Source organism: Streptomyces sp. NPDC001744, from assembly GCF_042892575.1.
In the GTDB taxonomy this organism is placed as follows: Bacteria; Actinomycetota; Actinomycetes; order Streptomycetales; family Streptomycetaceae; genus Streptomyces.
The window spans coordinates 38,981-55,864 of record NZ_JBIAUG010000017.1 but is presented as its reverse complement, the minus strand read 5'-3'; the positions used below and the strand labels follow the sequence as shown (position 1 = coordinate 55,864).

The window sequence follows — 16,884 nt, the reverse complement described above, 5'->3', positions numbered from 1 at the left end:
GTGAAGCTGACGAAGAAGACTCACGCCTGCGTCCGCCTCGAAAAGGACGGGCGGACGCTCGTCCTCGACCCCGGCGGGTTCACCGAGGAGGACGCCGCCCTCGGGGCCGACGCCCTCCTCGTCACCCACGAGCACCCCGACCACTTCGACGAGGGCCGGCTGCGGGCCGCCCTGGAGGCCGACCCGGCCGTCGAACTCTGGACGCTGCGCAGTGTCGCCGGCGCGATCTCGGCAGCCTTCCCCGGCCGGGTGCACACCGTCGGCCACGGCGACGCCTTCACGGCGGCCGGGTTCGAGGTCCAGGTCCACGGCGAGCTGCACGCGGTGATCCACCCGGACATCCCGCGCGTCACCAACGTGGGCTACCTCGTGGACGGCACCGTCTTCCACCCCGGTGACGCCCTCACCGTGCCCGACCACCCCGTCGACACGCTGCTGCTGCCCGTGATGGCTCCCTGGAACAAGATCTCCGAGGTCATCGACTACGTGCGCGAGGTGAGGCCGCGCCGGGCGTACGACGTCCACGACGCCCTGCTCACCGACCTCGCCCGGCCGATCTACGACCGCCAGATCGGCGAACTCGGCGGCACCGACCACTCCCGGCTCGCCCCGGGGGCCTCCGCCGACGTCTGAGCCGTCCGCCCCCGGGGGCCGCCGGGCACCGTAGGGGCCCCGGGCGACCGGCCGTTGTCGGTCCCCGCCAGTAGGCTTGCGCCCATGCGCATCGCCACCTGGAACGTCAACTCGATCACCGCCCGGCTGCCCCGTCTCCTGGCCTGGCTGGAGAGCAGCGGCACCGACGTGCTGTGCATCCAGGAGACCAAGTGCGGCGCCGAACAGTTCCCCACCGAGGAGCTGCGCGCCCTGGGCTACGAGTCGGCGGTCAACGCCACCGGCCGGTGGAACGGCGTCGCCCTGCTCTCCCGGGTCGGCCTCACGGACGTGGTCACGGGCCTGCCCGGCGGACCGGAGTACGAGGGGGTCCAGGAGCCCCGGGCGGTCTCCGCGACCTGCGGCCCGGTCCGCGTCTGGTCGGTGTACGTGCCGAACGGCCGCGAGGTGGCCCACGACCACTACGCCTACAAGCTGCGCTGGCTGGAGGCGCTCAAGGCCGCCGTCGCGGAGGACGCGGCGGGGAAGCGCCCCTTCGCGGTCCTCGGCGACTACAACATCGCGCCGGCCGACGAGGACGTCTGGGACGTCGCCCTCTTCGAGGGCGCCACGCACGTGACGGAGCCGGAGCGGGCCGCGCTCGCCGCGCTGCGCGGGACCGGCCTGAGCGACGTGGTCCCGCGCCCCCTCAAGTACGACCACCCCTTCACCTACTGGGACTACCGCCAGCTCGGCTTCCCCAAGAACAAGGGCATGCGCATCGATCTGGTCTACGGCAACGAGTCCTTCACCGAAGCCGTCACGGACAGCTACGTGGACCGTGAGGAGCGCAAGGGCAAGGGCGCCTCGGACCACGCACCGGTCGTCGTCGACCTCGACGTGTAGGGGCCCCGGTCCGGACCGCGCCGCGCCGGGTCCGCCGGACCGCCGTCCGGCCCGTCCGGGCCCGCCGGCCCGTCCGGGAACGATCTCCGCGCGCCGGGTGGTGGACCGGCGGGAAGCGGTGCGACGCTGTTCGGATGAACATCCCGTTTCTGGACACCTGGCGCAGACGGCACGTTTCCGCCCCTCCGGCCTCCCCGTTGGCCGCGGCCTTCGACCGCGACCCGGACGGGGTGGCCGAGCTGCTCGCCGAGTGCGAGCTGCTGCGCGCCCGTGCCGGGGAGGCCGGGGTGGAGCTGGACGACACCCCGCGCTCCCTCCAGGAGCTCGACCAGTTGCCGCCCCGCTGGCGGGACGACCCGGAGGAGCTGCCCTGGTTCGGGAACGACGCCGGCCTCTACCTCGGCACGGTGGTCGTGCGGAACGTCCCGGGCGCCCGCTGGCAGGTGCGGCCGGGCGGCGGTCCGGTGGTACGGCTCGCCTCCGGCCGGGAGATCCGGGCCGTCGAGGCCGGCCTCGACTGGGCGACGACGGGCGCTCCCCCGCTCTCCCGGGCGTACGCGGAGGCCGCCGAGTACTGACGCGGGCGGCCGGACGCCCCACCCTTGCGCAGTAAATACGGCTTATTCCTGTTTCATGCGTGTCGTCCCGTGAAGTCCGTTTTTCGGTGGGTAGTTTGCGCTGACCGCGACACCGCTGAGAAATGGGGCAGGGCAGCGTATGGCCGTCGTCGATCCGTTGATCGAACTGCGTGGCGTCAACAAGCACTTCGGCACGTTGCACGTCCTCCAGTCCATCGACCTCACCGTCGCCCGCGGGGAGGTGGTCGTCGTCATCGGCCCCTCCGGGTCCGGCAAGTCCACCCTCTGCCGGGCGGTGAACCGCCTGGAGAGCGTCGAGTCGGGGGAGATCCTCATCGACGGGCAGCCGCTTCCCGCCGAGGGCCGGGCGCTCGCCCGGCTGCGGGCCGAGGTCGGCATGGTCTTCCAGTCCTTCAACCTCTTCGGGCACAGGACCGTCCTCGACAACGTCTCCCTCGCCCAGGTCAAGGTCCGCGGGCGCAAGAAGGAGGAGGCCGACCGGCGTTCGCGCGAACTCCTCGACCGGGTCGGACTCGCCGCGCACGCCGGCAAGTTCCCCGCCCAGCTCTCCGGCGGCCAGCAGCAGCGCGTCGCCATCGCCCGCGCCCTCGCCATGGACCCCAAGGCGCTCCTCTTCGACGAGCCGACCTCGGCGCTGGACCCCGAGATGATCAACGAGGTCCTGGAGGTCATGCGGCAGCTGGCCCGGGAGGGCATGACGATGGTGGTCGTGACCCACGAGATGGGCTTCGCGCGCTCCGCCGCCAACCGGGTCGTCTTCATGGCGGACGGCAGGATCGTCGAGGACCGCGCGCCGGAGGACTTCTTCACCGCCCCGCGCAGCGAACGCGCCAAGGACTTCCTCTCCAAGATCCTCAAGCACTGACCGGGTGGGAACCATGCAGCGTACGCACCGGACCCTGGCCGCGCTCGCCCTGCTGCTCGCCGCGACGGCGCTCGGCGGCTGCGGCCGGGAGGGCAGCCCGCCCGTCAAGGGGCCGCAGCCCGACCAGCTCCCCGTCTACGAGGTGCGGGAGGACTTCGCCCTGCCCGGCTCGGCCACCTGGAACCGGGCGAAGAAGCGCGGCCGGCTCGTCGTCGGCGTCAAGGAGGACCAGCCCTACATGGGCGAGAAGGACCCGGCTTCCGGCCGCTACTCCGGCTTCGACATCGAGATCGCCAAGATGATGGCCGCCTCCCTCGGCTTCGACCCGGCCCGCGTCGAGTTCCGCACGATCGCCTCGGCCAACCGCGAGACCGCCCTGCAGAACGGCCAGATCGACTACTACGTCGGCACCTACACCATCAACGACAACCGCAAGAAGCTCGTCGGCTTCGCCGGGCCCTACTACCAGGCCGGCCAGTCCCTGCTGGTCCGCACCGACGAGAACGACATCCACGGCCCGCGCGACCTCGCCGGCAAACGGGTCTGCTCGGCCGCCGGCTCCACCCCGTACCAGCGGATCCAGAAGGACTACCCGAAGGCCGAACTCGTCGCCTACGACACCTACTCGGTCTGCGTGGACAACCTGCTGACCTACCAGGTGGACGCGGTCACCACCGACGACACGATCCTCATGGGCTACGCCGCCAAGGTCCCCGACGAACTCAAGGTGGCGGGAAAGCCGTTCTCGAAGGAGCCGTACGGCATCGGCGTCCCGCGCGACGACAACGCCCTGCGCCTGGCACTGGACGACGCCATCGCCGCCCACGAGAAGAACGGCGACTGGAAGAAGGCGTACGACGCGACCCTCGGCCTCTCCGGGGTCCCCGCCCCGAAGCCGCCCGCCATCGACCGGTACCCGGCGGGCCGACCCGGAGGAGCTCCTTCGACATGGACGTCCTGACCGACAACTTCTCGCTCTACGGAAAGGGGTTCCTCGGCACCGTCGAACTCACCGTCTACGCCTCGGCGCTCGCCCTCGTCCTGGGTTTCGTCATGGCCTCCTTCCGGGCGGCGCCCGTGAGGTCGCTCCGGGCCTTCGGAACGGCCTGGGTGACCGTCCTGCGCAACACCCCGCTGACCCTGCTCTTCTTCGCGGTCATGCTGGGACTGCCCCGCTTCGGACTGGTCCTGCCCTTCGAGCTGTTCGCGGTCCTCGCCCTCGGCTGCTACACCTCGGCCTTCATCTGCGAGGTGCTGCGCTCCGGCATCAACACGGTGCCGCGCGGCCAGGGGGAAGCGGCCCGCAGCCTGGGCATGACCTTCACCCAGACGCTCGGCACGGTCGTCCTGCCGCAGGCGTTCCGCACCGTCATCCCGCCCATCGGCTCGACCCTGATCGCCCTCGCCAAGAACTCGGCGATCGCGGGCGCGTTCAGCGTCACCGAACTCCTCGGCACCTACAAGACGCTGAACGAGCTCGGCTACAACATCGTCTGGACCTTCGTCTGGATCGCCGTCGGATACCTGATCATCACCCTCACCATCAGCGCCCTCTTCCACGTCATGGAGAAGCGCTGGGGAGTCGCCCGATGACCGAGTCCACCGCCCTCTACGACATCCCCGGGCCGCGCGCCCGGAAACGCCACCTCCTCTACGGCCTCGCCGCCACCGTCCTGCTCCTCGCGCTGGCCGGCTGGATTCTCCATCTCCTCTTCGCCACCGACCAGTTCACCTCCACCAAGTGGTCGCCCTTCCTCTACGAGGGCATCCAGGAGCTGCTGCTCAGGGGCCTGGGCAACACCCTCAAGGCGTTCGCCTGCGCGGCGGTCCTCTCGCTCGCCCTCGGCGCCCTCCTGGCCGCCGGCCGCCTCTCCGAACACCGGGTGCCGCGGTGGATCTCGACCCTGTTCGTCGAGTTCTTCCGCGCCATGCCCGTCCTGGTGATGATCTTCTTCGTCTTCGTGGCGCTGAAGGTGCAGCCGCTGCCCGCGCTCGTCACCGGCCTGACCCTCTACAACGGTTCGGTGCTCGCCGAGGTGTTCCGCACCGGGATCCACTCCGTCGAGAGCGGCCAGGGGGAGGCCGCGTACGCGCTCGGCATGCGCAAGACGCAGGTGATGACGTACGTCCTGGTGCCCCAGGCCGTCCGCGCGATGCTGCCCGCCATCATCAGCCAGCTGGTGGTGGCGCTCAAGGACACCTCGCTCGGGTTCCTCATCACCTACGAGGAGTTCCTGCACGCGGGCAAGCTGATCGCGTCGAACCTCGACTACGACCTGCCGTTCATCCCCGTCGTGCTCGTCATCTCGCCGATCTACATCGGGATGTGCATGCTGCTCTCCTGGTTCGCCACCTGGCTGGCCCGCAGGGAGCGCCGCGACCCGAAGGCGGGGGCCGTGGAGGTCGCCCCCGCGGGGCCGGGGACGCCGCTGCCGGGAGGGCGGTAGCGGGACGGGAGCCGCACCCGCCCGGCAGCGGCCGGTGATCACTCCTTCCGCAGCGGTACCGACACGTACGACGGGTCGGCCGCGGGGGAGGAGAAGGTCAGCCGCGCGCCGGTCGGGTTGTGCTCGATGTAGAGCGGGTCGACGGTGTCGACCACCAGGGCGAGCCGGTGCCCGGCGGGCACGTCGTACGCCGTGGAGAACAGCTCCAGGTCGACGGCGAACGGCTGCTCCGGAACCTTGTCGTGGAAGGTGTACGGAGCGTGGGTGACCAGCTTGCCCACGCCGAGCGGGCTCACGTCGTAGAGGTACGCGACGAGGGTGCCGCTCTCCTCGGTGGAGGCGACCGTGGTGTGCACCTTCGCCGTGCCGCGCACCCGCTGGGAGGCGTCGTACCGCTCGGACTGCCACACGCCGGCGAAGGAGCGGGGGAGGAGGGGGACGGAGACGACGGGCGGGACGCGGAGGAACTGGTCCAGGGCGTTGGTGAGCAGGGTGATGCCGCCGTTGGCGCCCGAGTCGACGTTCGCCCAGACCCGCTGCGTGCCGCCGAGGTCGAACTTCCGCCGGTCCGCCTGGACGGACTTCCAGTCCGCGTAGCCCTCGTAGCCGCCGGCGGAGCGGGACGCGAGCTGGACCGGCTGCTCGCGGTCGATGCCGTTGTCGGCGCCCTTGAGGTAGCGGTCGAACCAGCGGCGGGTGCTGGTCCAGGTGTCGTTGGGCAGGCCGAAGAGGCCGGTGAGTTCGGCGGTGGCGTGGTCGCCGGGGCGGAACTCCAGGCGCTTGGGGCCGGTGAGCTTCTCGTAGAAGCTCGCGTACTGGTTGGGCGGGAAGATGGTGTCGCCCCAGGCGTTGCCGAGCATGATCGCGGCGCCGTTGGCGTTGATCCGGTCGAGGTACGTCACCGGGGAGCGCTCGCGGCCCCAGGCGATCATGTCCTCCTCCTTGGCGAGGTTGGAGGAGAGGAAGTCGCTCAGGATCCGCTGGAGTTCGGGCCCGGGGCGGCCGGTGAGGTATCCGGCGCCGCCGAGCAGGGCGGCGGCCTGGAGGTGCTGGGTCCGGCCGCTGTAGATGGACTCGATGAGGTCGGCCCAGCCGCTGAGCGCGGCGACGGCCTTGATCCGGGGGTCGTGCGCGGCGGCGAGCAGGCTGATCCCGGCGCCGTACGAGACGCCCCCCATGCCCACGTGCCCGGGGTCGGCGGGGGTGTGGGCGAGGGCCCAGTCGATCACGGCGGAGGCGTCGGCGACGTCCTTGGGGCCCGCGGTCTCGATCTCGCCGCCGGACTGCCAGAAGCCGCGCGAGTTGTAGCTCACGACGACGTAGCCGGAGTCGGCGAGCTTCTGGGCCTGGGCGACGTACTCGATCTGGGGCATGGCCCAGCTGGTGGGGAAGACGATCAGGGGGAGGCGGGCGTCGGCGGGCGTCCCGGCGGGGGTGACGACGTTCGCCTTGAGGACGGTGCCGCCCTCCCCGGGGATGTCGACGAAACGGACGCCGGTGGTGCCGGCGGTATCGGTGGTGCCGGCCTGGGCGGTGGGGGCGAGGCCGAGGGCCGTCCCGGCCAGGAGGGCGGTCGAGACGGCGAGGACCAGGGGTGCGCGCACGGGGGTACTCCTCACTGGGGACGCCGCGGGGGCGGCGCTGAGGGGGCAGTGAAAGTACCCGACGGTAACCTCGGCGGCTTACCGGAGGTAACACCCCGGTGCGTCACGTGGGGGTAACGATTGGCGGCCGGGCGCCCCGCTTACGCCGCCGCGGTCCCGGACGCGGGGGCGGGCGCCGGGGCCGTGAGCGCCGCACGCGTCACGTCGGCCACCAGCTCCACCACGTCGGGACCGTAGGCGTCCGAGTTGACCACCCTGAGGAGCAGGACGAACGAGCCGCCGCGGTGACGGCGCGCCAGGGCCTCGTGGTGACGGGCCAGGTAGCGGGTCGCGGCCTGGTTGGTGATCGCCCGCTGCCCGCAGAAGAGGAAGACCGGCCGGTGTCCCTCCCCGGCCGTGAGCCGGGCCAGGAGCACGTACTCGGACGTCCCCTTGTCCATGAGGTGGCGCTCGGTGCCGACCGTGATCGACCCCCGGGTCTCGGACGGCTCGACCTCCACGTTCACCGACACGCCCGGCAGCAGGGTGGCCAGATGGGCCGCCGTGCGCCTGTTCGAGTACGGTCCTCCCACGCAGAACTCGGTGCGGTCGCCGAAGCCCTGGTGGGTCCGGTCGTGCGACAGGATGCGCGCGTGCGCCCCGCAGTCCTTGACGAGCGTGGAGAGTTCGAGCAGCGCGAAGACGTCGTGGCGGTGCACCACGTTGTCCCCGCCGGACTCCCGGTTCACCACCAGCAGGCACTCGGAGCCCCCGGAAAGCCCGAAGAACGCCTGCTTGCGGCGGAGCCCGCGCCGCCACTGGTACGTGCGGCCGAGCCAGCCGAGGGAGGCGCTGACACCGGTGGCCAGCACCCCGAGCACGATGTTGCGCAGGTCTTCGTCCATGGGCGCGCATGCTAGCGGCGATCCGGCATTCAGTTCGAGGCGTTCCTGACGGAAGGGCTCCGGGGAAGTTACGCTGCGCGGACCGCAGTTGACTGGAGGTACGCATGCGTCGTTCGGCCGCTGGCAAGGTCTCGCTTCTCGCCGTCGCGGCGACGGTGCTCTCGGTGGGCGCCGCCGCACCGCCGACGGTGGCGGCGCCGCCCGTCAAGGAGCCCGTCGCGACCGGTTACGGCGGCGCCGTCGCCAGCGTCGACGCCGACGCCTCGGCCGCCGGGATCGAGGTGCTCCGCAGGGGCGGCAACGCGGTGGACGCCGCCGTCGCCGTCGCGGCGGCCCTCGGCGTCACCGAGCCCTACTCGGCCGGGATCGGGGGCGGCGGCTACTTCGTCTACTACGACGCGAAGAGCCGCACCGTCCACACGATCGACGGCCGCGAGACCGCGCCCCGCTCCGCCGACGCGAACCTCTTCGTGGAGAACGGTGCCCCCATTCCCTTCGACGAGGGCATGACCAGCGGGCGCGGCGTCGGCACCCCCGGCACCCCGGCGACCTGGGAGTCCGCCCTCGACGCCTGGGGCAGCAAGCGGCTCTCCACCCTGCTCGCACCCGCCGAGCGCCTGGCCCGCGAGGGCTTCACCGTGGACGAGACCTTCCGCTCCCAGACGGCCGCCAACGAGGCCCGCTTCCGCGACTTCCCGGCCTCCTCCGCCCTCTTCCTGCCGGGCGGACGGCTGCCCGAGGTCGGCTCGCGCTTCAGGAACCCGGACCTGGCCCGTACGTACGAGAAGCTCGGCCGCGAGGGCGTCGGCGCGCTCTACAAGGGACCGCTCGCCCGGGACATCGTCAACACCGTCCGCACGCCCCCCGTCCGCCCGGGCGCCACCCGGAACGTCCGCTCCGGGGACCTGACGGAGCGCGACCTCGCCTCGTACCGCACCGAGTTCCGCGAGCCGACGAAGGTCTCGTACCGGGGCCTCGACGTCTACGGCATGGCCCCCTCCTCCTCCGGGGGCACGAGCGTCGGCGAGGCGCTCAACATCCTGGAGAACACCGACCTCTCCCGCGCCTCGCAGACCCGCTACCTGCACCGCTTCGTCGAGGCCAGCCGCATCGCCTTCGCCGACCGGGGCCGCTGGGTGGGGGACCCGGCCTTCGAGTCCGTGCCGACGCGCGGCCTGCTCTCCCAGCGGTTCGCGGACTCCCGCGCCTGCCTCGTCCGCGACGACGCCGTCCTGACCAGCCCGCTCGCCCCCGGCGACCCGCGGAACCCGGCGCACTGCGCCCCCGGCGGCACCGCCGCCCCCACCACGTACGAGGGCGAGAACACCACCCATCTGACGGTGGCCGACAAGTGGGGCAACGTCGTCGCCTACACGCTCACCATCGAGTCCACCGGCGGCAGCGGGATCACCGTGCCCGGCCGGGGCTTCCTGCTCAACAACGAGCTGACCGACTTCTCCTTCGCCCCGGCGAACCCGGCCGTGCACGACCCGAACCTGCCCGGCCCCGGCAAGCGCCCGCGCTCCTCGATCTCCCCGACGATCGTCCTCGACCGGCACGACCGGCCCGTCCTCGCCCTCGGCTCGCCGGGCGGCGCGACCATCATCACCACCGTCCTCCAGACCCTCACCGGGGTCCTCGACCGGGGGCTTCCGCTGGTCGAGGCGATCGCCGCGCCGCGCGCCAGCCAGCGCAACCAGGCCACCACCGAACTCGAACCCGGCCTGTGGAACAGCCCCGTCCGCGCCGAACTGGAGGCGATCGGGCACCGCTTCCGGCAGAACCCGGAGATCGGCGCGGCCACCGGCGTCCAGCGCCTGCCGGACGGCCGCTGGCTGGCCGCGGCCGAGACGGTCCGGCGGGGCGGCGGCTCCGCGATGGTGGTCCGGCCGGCGGGGAGGTGACGGGGGCTACGGCGCCGTCAGCACGCGCGGGCCGTCGTCCGTGATCGCCACCGTGTGCTCGGCGTGGGCGGCGCGCGAGCCGTCGGACGTGCGCATCGTCCAGCCGTCCCGCGCCGTGTAGTAGTCGTCCGTACCACCGCCGATGAGCATCGGCTCGATCGCGAGCGTCATCCCGTGACGCAGCTTCATGCCCCGGCCCGGGCGTCCCTCGTTGGGGACGCCCGGGTCCTCGTGCATGGTGCGGCCGATGCCGTGCCCGCCGAAGCCGTCCGGGATGCCGTACCCGGCGGCCCGGCAGACCCGCCCGATCGCGTGCGCGACGTCCCCGATCCGGTTGCCGACGACGGCCGCCGCGATGCCGGCCTCCAGGGCCTCCTCCGCCGTGGCGATCAGCCGGGCGTCCTCCGGCCGGGCCGGGCCGACCGTGAAGCTGACGGCGGAGTCGCCCGCCCAGCCGCCCAGCAGCGCCCCGCAGTCCGCGGACACCAGGTCGCCCGGCGCGAGCCGGGTGTCGTCCGGGACGCCGTGCACGATCGCGTCGTTCACCGAGAGGCACACGACCGCCGGGAACGGCACCGGCGCCCACTCCGGGCGGTACCCCAGGAAGGGCGAGCCGGCGCCCGCGTCCGCCAGCACCTCGCGCGCGGCCCGGTCGAGGTCCGTCAGCCGGACACCGGGCGCCGCCTTCTCCCGTACGGCCGCGAGGGCGCGGGCCACCACCCGCCCGGTCTCGCGCATGGCCGCCAGGGATTCGTTCGTCTTGATCTCCACCATGACCAATTACTATACCGGTATTAGAATGGCCTCATGGTGCGCACCCCCCTGACCCCCGAAGAGCGCGAGCGCGGCGAGCGTCTGGGACTGCTCCTGCGCGAGGCGCGCGGCGAGCGGTCCATGGTCGAGATCGCGGCGGCCGCCGGACTCTCCGCCGAGACCCTCCGCAAGATCGAGACCGGCCGGGCCCCGACCCCGGCCTTCTTCACCGTCGCGGCCCTCGCCGGCGTCCTCGGCCTCTCCATGGACGAGCTGGTCACGCACTGCTCCCCGGCCCCGGTCTGAGCCGGGGCGGCCCGGGTCCGGCCCGGTGTCCGGCGCGGCCCGGTCCGGCGCGCCCCGTAGGCTCCCGGGCATGATTCCCGAGGAGCTGCGGCGCGGCCGCTACGTCAGCCTGACCACCTTCCGGAAGGACGGCACGGGGGTCGCGACGCCCGTCTGGTACGCGGTGGAGGGCTCCGAGCTGTACGCCTGGACCCGCACCGACTCCTGGAAGGTCAAGCGGCTGCGGAACGACCCGCGGGTCGTGGCCGCCGTCTGCGACGTGCGCGGCAACGTCCCCGGGGGCGCCGCACGCGTGACCGGCGAGGCCCGCCTCGTGACGGGGGAGGAGCTGCGCCGGGTCCGGCGGCTGCTCCTGCGCAAGTACACCTGGCAGTTCTGGCTCGTCGACGTTCCGGCCACGCTCTTCCGGCTCGGCAGGCGCCCGCACACCGGGATCGTCGTGCGCTTCCCGTGAGCCCCGGCCGGGCGCGGCGCGAGGCCCCGGACGCCGGGGCCCCGCACCGCGCCCGTATGCGGTCGCGTGTGCCCGTGCGTGTCCGATGTGGACCACTCGGGTATGAAACATGATCGACTCGGCCGCTTCGCGGCAGTGGTCTTGCTCCGGGGTGTGACGGGGCTTACGTTCTCTTCCTACGCACCGCGTCTACGTGCGTAGAGGCTCTCTGACGCCGTGCCGAAGGAGCAGCTCATGAACGACGTCGTACGCGCCGCGCTCGTCCAGGCGACCTGGACCGGGGACACCGAATCCATGATCGCCAAGCACGAGGAGCACGCCCGCGAGGCCGCCCGGCAGGGCGCCGGGGTCATCGGCTTCCAGGAGGTGTTCAACGCCCCCTACTTCTGCCAGGTCCAGGAGCCCGAGCACTACCGCTGGGCCGAGCCCGTCCCCGACGGCCCGACCGTCCGCCGGATGCGGGACCTCGCCCGGGAGACCGGCATGGTGATCGTGGTCCCCGTCTTCGAGGTCGAGGACGAGGGCTTCTACTACAACACCGCCGCCGTGATCGACGCCGACGGGAGCTACCTCGGCAAGTACCGCAAGCACCACATCCCCCAGGTCGAGGGCTTCTGGGAGAAGTACTACTTCCGTCCGGGCAACGCCGGCTGGCCGGTCTTCGACACCGCCGTCGGCAAGGTCGGCGTCTACATCTGCTACGACCGGCACTTCCCGGAGGGATGGCGCCAGCTCGGACTCAACGGAGCCCAGCTGGTCTACAACCCGTCCGCCACCCACCGCGGCCTCTCCTCCCACCTCTGGCAGCTCGAACAGCCCGCCGCAGCCGTCGCCAACGAGTACTTCGTCGCCGCCATCAACCGCGTCGGCGTCGAGGAGTACGGCGACAACGACTTCTACGGCACGAGCTACTTCGTCGACCCGCGCGGCCGTTTCGTCGGCGACGTCGCCTCGGACAAGGACGAGGAACTCGTCGTCCGCGACCTCGACTTCGGCCTCATCGCCCAGGTCCGCCGGCAGTGGGCCTTCTACCGGGACCGCCGCCCCGACGCGTACGACGGGCTGGTGCGGCCGTGAGCAGCCTGTACGACCGGCACAGGGCCGTCGTCCCCGACTGGGTCGCCCTCTACTACCGCGACCCCCTGGAGATCACCCACGGCGAGGGCCGCCACGTCTGGGACGCCGAGGGACGCAGGTACCTCGACTTCTTCGGCGGCATCCTCACCACCATGACCGCCCACGCCCTGCCCGAGGTCACCAAGGCCGTCGCCGAGCAGGCCGGACGGATCGTCCACTCCTCGACGCTCTACCTCAACCGGCCCATGGTGGAGCTCGCCGAGCGGATCGCCGGGCTCTCCGGCATCCCCGACGCCCGCGTCTTCTTCACCACCTCCGGCACCGAGGCCAACGACACCGCCCTCCTCCTCGCCACCACGTACCGCCGTTCGAACCAGATCCTGGCGATGCGCAACAGCTACCACGGCCGCTCCTTCTCCACCGTCGGCGTCACCGGCAACCGCGCCTGGTCGCCCACCGGCCTCTCCCCGCTCCAGACGCTCTACGTGCACGGCGCCGTCCGCACGCGCGGGCCCTACGCCGGGTACACCGACGAGCGGTTCACCGAGGCGTGCGTCGCCGACCTCGAAGACCTCATCGGCCACACCCGGAACGTCGCCGCGCTCATCGCGGAGCCGATCCAGGGCGTCGGCGGCTTCACCTCCCCGCCCGACGGCCTGTACGCCGCCTTCCGCCGCGTCCTCGACCGGCACGGCATCCTGTGGATCGCGGACGAGGTGCAGACCGGCTGGGGCCGCACCGGCGACCACTTCTGGGGCTGGCAGGCCCACGGCCGGGCCGGGCCGCCCGACATCCTCACCTTCGCCAAGGGCATCGGCAACGGCATGTCGATCGGCGGTGTCGTCGCCCGCGCCGAGGTGATGAACTGCGTCGACGCCCACTCCATCTCCACCTTCGGCGGTTCGCCCGTCACCATGGCCGCCGGACTCGCCAACCTCTCGTACCTCCTGGAACACGACCTCCAGGGCAACGCCCGCCGTGTCGGCGGTCTCCTCCTGGAACGCGTCCGGGCCGTCTGCGCCGGTGTCCCCGCCGTGCGGGAGGCACGCGGCCGGGGGCTCATGATCGGCGTCGAACTCACCGAACCGGACACCGACCGCGCGAACCCGGAGGCGGTCGCCGCGGTCCTGGAGGCGGCCCGCGAGAACGGCCTGCTCATCGGCAAGGGCGGCGGCCACGACACCAGCACCCTGCGCATCGCCCCGCCCCTCTCCCTCACCGTCTCCGAGGCCGAGGAGGGCGCCGCCCTCCTCGGACGGGCCCTCCGGTCCCTGTGAACCCGGGAGACCGCCGGTTCCGGCGGCCCGGCAGACCGCCGGCCCCGGTGGTCCCCGCAGTCCCGACGCATCGAGCAGGGAGAGTCCCGTGAGCACTCGTACCCTCATCAGGGGCGGCCTCGTCGTCACCGCCGCCGACGAGGTCCACGCCGACGTGCTGATCGAGGACGGCCGCGTGGCCGCCCTCGCGGCCCACGGCTCGGACGCGGCGGCCGGCTGGTCCGCCGGCCGGACCGTCGACGCCACCGGCCGCTACGTCATCCCGGGCGGCGTCGACGTCCACACCCACATGGAGCTGCCCTTCGGCGGCACATCGGCCTCCGACACCTTCGAGACGGGCACCCGCGCCGCTGCCTGGGGCGGCACCACCACCATCGTGGACTTCGCCGTGCAGACCGCGGGCCGCTCCCTGCGCGAGGGGCTCGACGCCTGGTACGCCAAGGCCGACGGCGTCTGCGCGATCGACTACGCCTTCCACATGATCCTCTCCGACGTCAACGAGCACACGCTCAAGGAGATGGACCTGCTCGTCCAGGAAGGGATCACCTCGTTCAAGCTCTTCATGGCGTACCCGGGCGTCTTCTACAGCGACGACGGGCAGATCCTGCGCGCCATGCAGCGCTCCGCCGGCAACGGCGGGCTGATCATGGCGCACGCCGAGAACGGCATCGCCATCGACGTCCTGGTGGAGCAGGCCCTCGCCCGGGGCGAGACCGACCCCCGGTACCACGGGGAGGTCCGCAAGTCCCTCCTGGAGGCGGAGGCCACCCACCGGGCGATCCAGCTCTCCCGGGTCGCGGGCTCCCCGCTCTACGTCGTCCATGTCTCCGCACAGGAGGCGGTGGCCGAGCTGGCGGCCGCTCGCGACAAGGGGCTCCCCGTCTTCGGCGAGACCTGTCCCCAGTACCTCTTCCTGTCCACCGACAACCTGGCGGAGCCGGGCTTCGAGGGTGCCAAGTACGTGTGCAGCACGCCCCTGCGGCCGAAGGAGCACCAGGCGGCGCTGTGGCGGGGGCTGCGGACGAACGACCTCCAGGTGGTCTCCACCGACCACTGCCCGTTCTGCTTCACGGGCCAGAAGGAGCTGGGGCGGGGGGACTTCTCGAAGATCCCCAACGGCCTGCCGGGGGTGGAGAACCGCATGGACCTCCTCCACCAGGCGGTGGTGGACGGCCACATCTCGCGGCGCCGCTGGATCGAGATCGCCTGCGCCACCCCGGCGAGGATGTTCGGCCTCTACCCGCAGAAGGGCACGATCGCCCCCGGCGCGGACGCCGACATCGTCGTCTACGACCCGCACACCACCCAGGTGCTGTCGGCCGGGACCCACCACATGAACGTCGACTACTCGGCGTACGAAGGGAGAACGGTCACCGGCCGGGTCGAGACGGTCCTCTCGCGCGGCGAACCCGTCCTCGACCGGCGCACGTACGTCGGCCGCGCCGGACACGGGATCTTCGTCCCCCGTTCCACCTGTCAGTACCTGAACTAGGAGGCCGTCCCGTGGACTTCGGACTCGTCCTGCAGACCGACCCGCCCGCCTCGCGGGTCGTCGGCCTGATGCGCCGGGCGGAGCGCAACGGCTTCCGCCACGGCTGGACCTTCGACTCCGCCGTGCTGTGGCAGGAACCCTTCGTCATTCACAGCCAGATCCTGGAGCACACCACCAAGCTCCGCGTCGGCCCGATGGTGACCAACCCGGGGACACGGGCGTGGGAGGTGACGGCCTCCACCTTCGCCACCCTCAACGACATGTTCGGCAACCGGACCGTCTGCGGCCTCGGCCGCGGCGACTCCGCCATGCGCGTCGCCGGCCGCAAGCCCAACACCCTGGCCCGCCTGGGCGAGGCCATCGAGGTCATCCGCGACCTCGCGGAGGGCCGTGAGGCGACGGTCGACGGCAACCCGATCCGCATCCCCTGGGTGAAGAACGGAAAGCTGCCCGTCTGGATGGCCGCCTACGGTCCCAAGGCCCTTGCCCTCGCCGGGCAGAAGGCCGACGGCTTCATCCTCCAGCTCGCCGACCCGTTCCTCACCGAGTGGATGGTCAGGGCCGTCCGGCAGGCGGCCACCGACGCGGGCCGGGACCCCGACGCCCTCACCGTCTGCGTCGCCGCCCCCGCCTACGTCACGGCCGACGACTCCCCGGAGGCATTGGCCCACGCCCGCGACCAGTGCCGCTGGTTCGGCGGCATGGTCGGCAACCACGTCGCGGATCTGGTCGCCCGGTACGGCGAGCACTCCGGCATGGTCCCGGAGGAACTCACCGCGTACATCAAGGACCGGCACGGCTACGACTACGCACACCACGGCCGGGCCGGCAACCCCGACACCGCCTTCGTGCCCGACGAGATCGTCGACCGCTTCTGCCTCCTCGGCCCCGCCGAGGCGCACGTCGAGAAGCTGCGGCACCTCGAGGACCTCGGCGTGGACCAGTTCGCGGTGTACGCGATGCACGACGCCCAGGAGGCCACCATCGACGCGTACGGCTCCGGGATCATCCCCGTGATCAACTCCTGACCTCCCGGCGTCCCGTCGAGCGGAGGCCTTCGACCGGCCCCATTCGGTGTCCATTCGCGGCAGCGGAGCTGTACGTTGCGGAGAGAGGTCTTGAGGCGACGTGAGGGTGGGTGGGGACTTTGCTGGCCGAGACGTTGACCGCGTTGGCAGCGGCGGGTGGCGCGGCGGTGGTCCAGGCCGCGGGGACCGACGCCTGGTACGCGGTGCGGCAGCGGGTCGCCGCGTTGTTCGGCCGGGGCGACGCGGAGCGGGGGCGGGCCGAGCTGGAGCGGCTGGACCGGACGGCACGGGCCCTGGAGCCGGATGCCGCCACGGACCCGGACCGGGAGCTGTCGCGCCAGGAAGGCATGTGGCAGGAGCGGTTCGAGGTCCTGCTGGAGTCCCTCGGCGCGGGAGACCGGGAGCGGGCGGTCCAGGACCTGCGTGCCCTGCTGGCCTTCGTCGCCGGTGCGGGGGACGACACGGCGCTGGCGACCGGGAACGCTCTGGCGCGGGACGGCGGCAGCGCCGTGACCGGGGTGAAGCGGTCGGGCGGCGGCCGGGCCGCGCGAGCCGTGAACACCGGGGCCGCGGAGGCCACCGGCGCGGGGTCCAGCGCGGTCAGCGGCATCGTGGCCGAGTAGACGGCCGGGGCGACGCATGGCCAAGTGGCGATGGGGGAGAAGGCGCGACCCCGGCAAACGCACCCCGGCAGGGG

General features: G+C 72.2%; 18 protein-coding genes. 15 read left to right on the top strand and 3 right to left on the bottom strand.

Annotated features, from left to right (window positions below; genetic code table 11):
• The 7 genes from ACFYZY_RS20540 (at position 1) to ACFYZY_RS20510 (ending at position 5,408) form a co-directional block, all read left to right on the top strand.
• Positions 1–633 carry an MBL fold metallo-hydrolase gene (locus ACFYZY_RS20540; RefSeq protein ID WP_388696003.1) on the top strand — a complete coding sequence of 211 codons (633 nt, stop codon included), beginning with the start codon at positions 1–3 and terminating at the stop codon, positions 631–633.
• 84 nt (positions 634–717) lie between these two features.
• On the top strand, positions 718–1,497 hold the full coding sequence (locus ACFYZY_RS20535) for an exodeoxyribonuclease III (RefSeq protein WP_388696001.1): 780 nt from the start codon (positions 718–720) through the stop codon (positions 1,495–1,497).
• A 134-nt stretch (positions 1,498–1,631) separates the two neighbouring features.
• The gene (locus tag ACFYZY_RS20530; RefSeq protein WP_388695999.1) at positions 1,632–2,075 is read left to right on the top strand and encodes a DUF6278 family protein; all 444 of its coding nucleotides are present in this window, start codon (positions 1,632–1,634) and stop codon (positions 2,073–2,075) included.
• 139 nt (positions 2,076–2,214) lie between these two features.
• Positions 2,215–2,961: an amino acid ABC transporter ATP-binding protein gene (locus ACFYZY_RS20525; protein ID WP_388695997.1), complete on the top strand. Its 747-nt coding sequence runs from the start codon at positions 2,215–2,217 to the stop codon at positions 2,959–2,961.
• Positions 2,962–2,974: 13 nt separating this feature from the next.
• Positions 2,975–3,922 carry a glutamate ABC transporter substrate-binding protein gene (locus ACFYZY_RS20520; RefSeq protein ID WP_388695994.1) on the top strand — a complete coding sequence of 316 codons (948 nt, stop codon included), beginning with the start codon at positions 2,975–2,977 and terminating at the stop codon, positions 3,920–3,922.
• On the top strand, positions 3,910–4,554 hold the full coding sequence (locus tag ACFYZY_RS20515) for an amino acid ABC transporter permease (RefSeq protein ID WP_388695991.1): 645 nt from the start codon (positions 3,910–3,912) through the stop codon (positions 4,552–4,554). The genes ACFYZY_RS20520 and ACFYZY_RS20515 overlap by 13 nt, the downstream gene beginning before the upstream one ends.
• Positions 4,551–5,408 carry an amino acid ABC transporter permease gene (locus ACFYZY_RS20510; RefSeq protein ID WP_388695989.1) on the top strand — a complete coding sequence of 286 codons (858 nt, stop codon included), beginning with the start codon at positions 4,551–4,553 and terminating at the stop codon, positions 5,406–5,408. The genes ACFYZY_RS20515 and ACFYZY_RS20510 overlap by 4 nt, the downstream gene beginning before the upstream one ends.
• A 38-nt stretch (positions 5,409–5,446) precedes the next feature.
• On the opposite strand, the gene ACFYZY_RS20505 is transcribed toward ACFYZY_RS20510, so the two are convergent.
• Positions 5,447–7,012: a CocE/NonD family hydrolase gene (locus tag ACFYZY_RS20505; RefSeq protein ID WP_388695986.1), complete on the bottom strand. Its 1,566-nt coding sequence runs from the start codon at positions 7,010–7,012 to the stop codon at positions 5,447–5,449.
• Positions 7,013–7,152: 140 nt separating this feature from the next.
• Complete coding sequence (locus ACFYZY_RS20500) at positions 7,153–7,896, bottom strand: hypothetical protein (protein WP_388695983.1); 744 nt, start codon at positions 7,894–7,896, stop codon at positions 7,153–7,155.
• Positions 7,897–8,000: 104 nt separating this feature from the next.
• Between ACFYZY_RS20500 and ggt the strand changes: the two genes are divergently transcribed.
• Positions 8,001–9,800 carry a gamma-glutamyltransferase gene (gene ggt / locus ACFYZY_RS20495; RefSeq protein WP_388695980.1) on the top strand — a complete coding sequence of 600 codons (1,800 nt, stop codon included), beginning with the start codon at positions 8,001–8,003 and terminating at the stop codon, positions 9,798–9,800.
• Between the two features lie 6 nt (positions 9,801–9,806).
• Here the strand turns inward: ggt and map are convergent, their stop codons facing one another.
• The gene (gene map, locus ACFYZY_RS20490) at positions 9,807–10,574 is read right to left on the bottom strand and encodes a type I methionyl aminopeptidase (protein ID WP_388695978.1); all 768 of its coding nucleotides are present in this window, start codon (positions 10,572–10,574) and stop codon (positions 9,807–9,809) included.
• A 33-nt stretch (positions 10,575–10,607) separates the two neighbouring features.
• On the opposite strand from map, the gene ACFYZY_RS20485 reads away from it, so the two are divergent.
• From ACFYZY_RS20485 to ACFYZY_RS20455, 7 genes are all read left to right on the top strand, one after another.
• Positions 10,608–10,859 (top strand): helix-turn-helix domain-containing protein, encoded by a 252-nt coding sequence (locus ACFYZY_RS20485; protein WP_388695975.1) that lies wholly within the window; start codon positions 10,608–10,610, stop codon positions 10,857–10,859.
• A gap of 70 nt (positions 10,860–10,929) precedes the next feature.
• Positions 10,930–11,313 (top strand): PPOX class F420-dependent oxidoreductase, encoded by a 384-nt coding sequence (locus ACFYZY_RS20480; protein ID WP_388695973.1) that lies wholly within the window; start codon positions 10,930–10,932, stop codon positions 11,311–11,313.
• Between the two features lie 234 nt (positions 11,314–11,547).
• A complete protein-coding gene (locus ACFYZY_RS20475) occupies positions 11,548–12,390 on the top strand; it encodes a nitrilase-related carbon-nitrogen hydrolase (RefSeq protein WP_388695971.1) in 843 nt (280 codons plus the stop codon).
• Complete coding sequence (locus tag ACFYZY_RS20470) at positions 12,387–13,667, top strand: aspartate aminotransferase family protein (RefSeq protein WP_388695969.1); 1,281 nt, start codon at positions 12,387–12,389, stop codon at positions 13,665–13,667. The genes ACFYZY_RS20475 and ACFYZY_RS20470 overlap by 4 nt, the downstream gene beginning before the upstream one ends.
• A gap of 88 nt (positions 13,668–13,755) precedes the next feature.
• Positions 13,756–15,159 carry a dihydropyrimidinase gene (gene hydA, locus ACFYZY_RS20465; protein ID WP_388695966.1) on the top strand — a complete coding sequence of 468 codons (1,404 nt, stop codon included), beginning with the start codon at positions 13,756–13,758 and terminating at the stop codon, positions 15,157–15,159.
• Between the two features lie 11 nt (positions 15,160–15,170).
• A complete protein-coding gene (locus tag ACFYZY_RS20460) occupies positions 15,171–16,187 on the top strand; it encodes a TIGR03842 family LLM class F420-dependent oxidoreductase (RefSeq protein WP_388695963.1) in 1,017 nt (338 codons plus the stop codon).
• Between the two features lie 143 nt (positions 16,188–16,330).
• A complete protein-coding gene (locus ACFYZY_RS20455; protein WP_388695961.1) occupies positions 16,331–16,810 on the top strand; it encodes a hypothetical protein in 480 nt (159 codons plus the stop codon).
• The last annotated feature ends 74 nt before the right edge of the window (positions 16,811–16,884 follow it).

Bases quoted from the DNA above. Each gene is read 5' to 3' on its own strand.
- ACFYZY_RS20535 (WP_388696001.1), top strand. From the start codon at position 718: ATGCGCATCGCCACCTGGAACGTCAACTCGATCACCGCCCGGCTGCCC.
- ACFYZY_RS20530 (WP_388695999.1), top strand. From the start codon at position 1,632: ATGAACATCCCGTTTCTGGACACCTGGCGCAGACGGCACGTTTCCGCC.
- ACFYZY_RS20525 (WP_388695997.1), top strand. From the start codon at position 2,215: ATGGCCGTCGTCGATCCGTTGATCGAACTGCGTGGCGTCAACAAGCAC.
- ACFYZY_RS20520 (WP_388695994.1), top strand. From the start codon at position 2,975: ATGCAGCGTACGCACCGGACCCTGGCCGCGCTCGCCCTGCTGCTCGCC.
- ACFYZY_RS20515 (WP_388695991.1), top strand. From the start codon at position 3,910: ATGGACGTCCTGACCGACAACTTCTCGCTCTACGGAAAGGGGTTCCTC.
- ACFYZY_RS20510 (WP_388695989.1), top strand. From the start codon at position 4,551: ATGACCGAGTCCACCGCCCTCTACGACATCCCCGGGCCGCGCGCCCGG.
- ACFYZY_RS20500 (WP_388695983.1), bottom strand. From the start codon at position 7,896: ATGGACGAAGACCTGCGCAACATCGTGCTCGGGGTGCTGGCCACCGGT.
- ggt (WP_388695980.1), top strand. From the start codon at position 8,001: ATGCGTCGTTCGGCCGCTGGCAAGGTCTCGCTTCTCGCCGTCGCGGCG.
- map (WP_388695978.1), bottom strand. From the start codon at position 10,574: ATGGTGGAGATCAAGACGAACGAATCCCTGGCGGCCATGCGCGAGACC.
- ACFYZY_RS20485 (WP_388695975.1), top strand. From the start codon at position 10,608: ATGGTGCGCACCCCCCTGACCCCCGAAGAGCGCGAGCGCGGCGAGCGT.
- ACFYZY_RS20480 (WP_388695973.1), top strand. From the start codon at position 10,930: ATGATTCCCGAGGAGCTGCGGCGCGGCCGCTACGTCAGCCTGACCACC.
- ACFYZY_RS20475 (WP_388695971.1), top strand. From the start codon at position 11,548: ATGAACGACGTCGTACGCGCCGCGCTCGTCCAGGCGACCTGGACCGGG.